The organism is Caballeronia sordidicola (assembly GCF_000729995.1).
Lineage (GTDB): Bacteria > Pseudomonadota > Gammaproteobacteria > Burkholderiales > Burkholderiaceae > Caballeronia > Caballeronia sordidicola_A.
The window spans coordinates 1-357 of record NZ_JNFG01000181.1 but is presented as its reverse complement, the minus strand read 5'-3'; the positions used below and the strand labels follow the sequence as shown (position 1 = coordinate 357).

The 357-nt window shown below is 56.3% G+C and carries 1 protein-coding gene; it reads left to right on the top strand.

The features are described 5' to 3' along the window. Positions 1-357, top strand: a 357-nt coding sequence (locus tag FH08_RS0134300) for a twin-arginine translocase subunit TatC (protein ID WP_035568133.1), incomplete at both ends; no start/stop codon positions are given.

The following is a 357-nucleotide window of genomic DNA, read 5'->3' as shown; positions in this document are numbered from 1 at the left end:
GTTGATCTTCGGCGTGAGCTTCGAGATACCGCTTCTTGTCGTCGTACTGAACTTTGCGGGCATTCTCACCTACGAGCGACTCAAGGCCTGGCGTCGAGGATTGATCTTCGGTCTGTTCGTGTTTGCCGCGATCGCAACTCCGGGTTCGGACCCGTTCTCGATGCTGGCCCTCGCGCTCTCACTCACTTTGTTGTTCGAGTTCGCAGTGCAGATCGCGCGGCTTAACGACCGTCGTAAGGCTCAAAAGTCCGGCGAGGATTGGGGCGCACTATCGGAAGAGGATGAGTCGCACATTTCTGCGCCTTCGGATTTGAATGCGACATTCGACCAACCGGCAAAGCCGAAAGCTGAATCGAG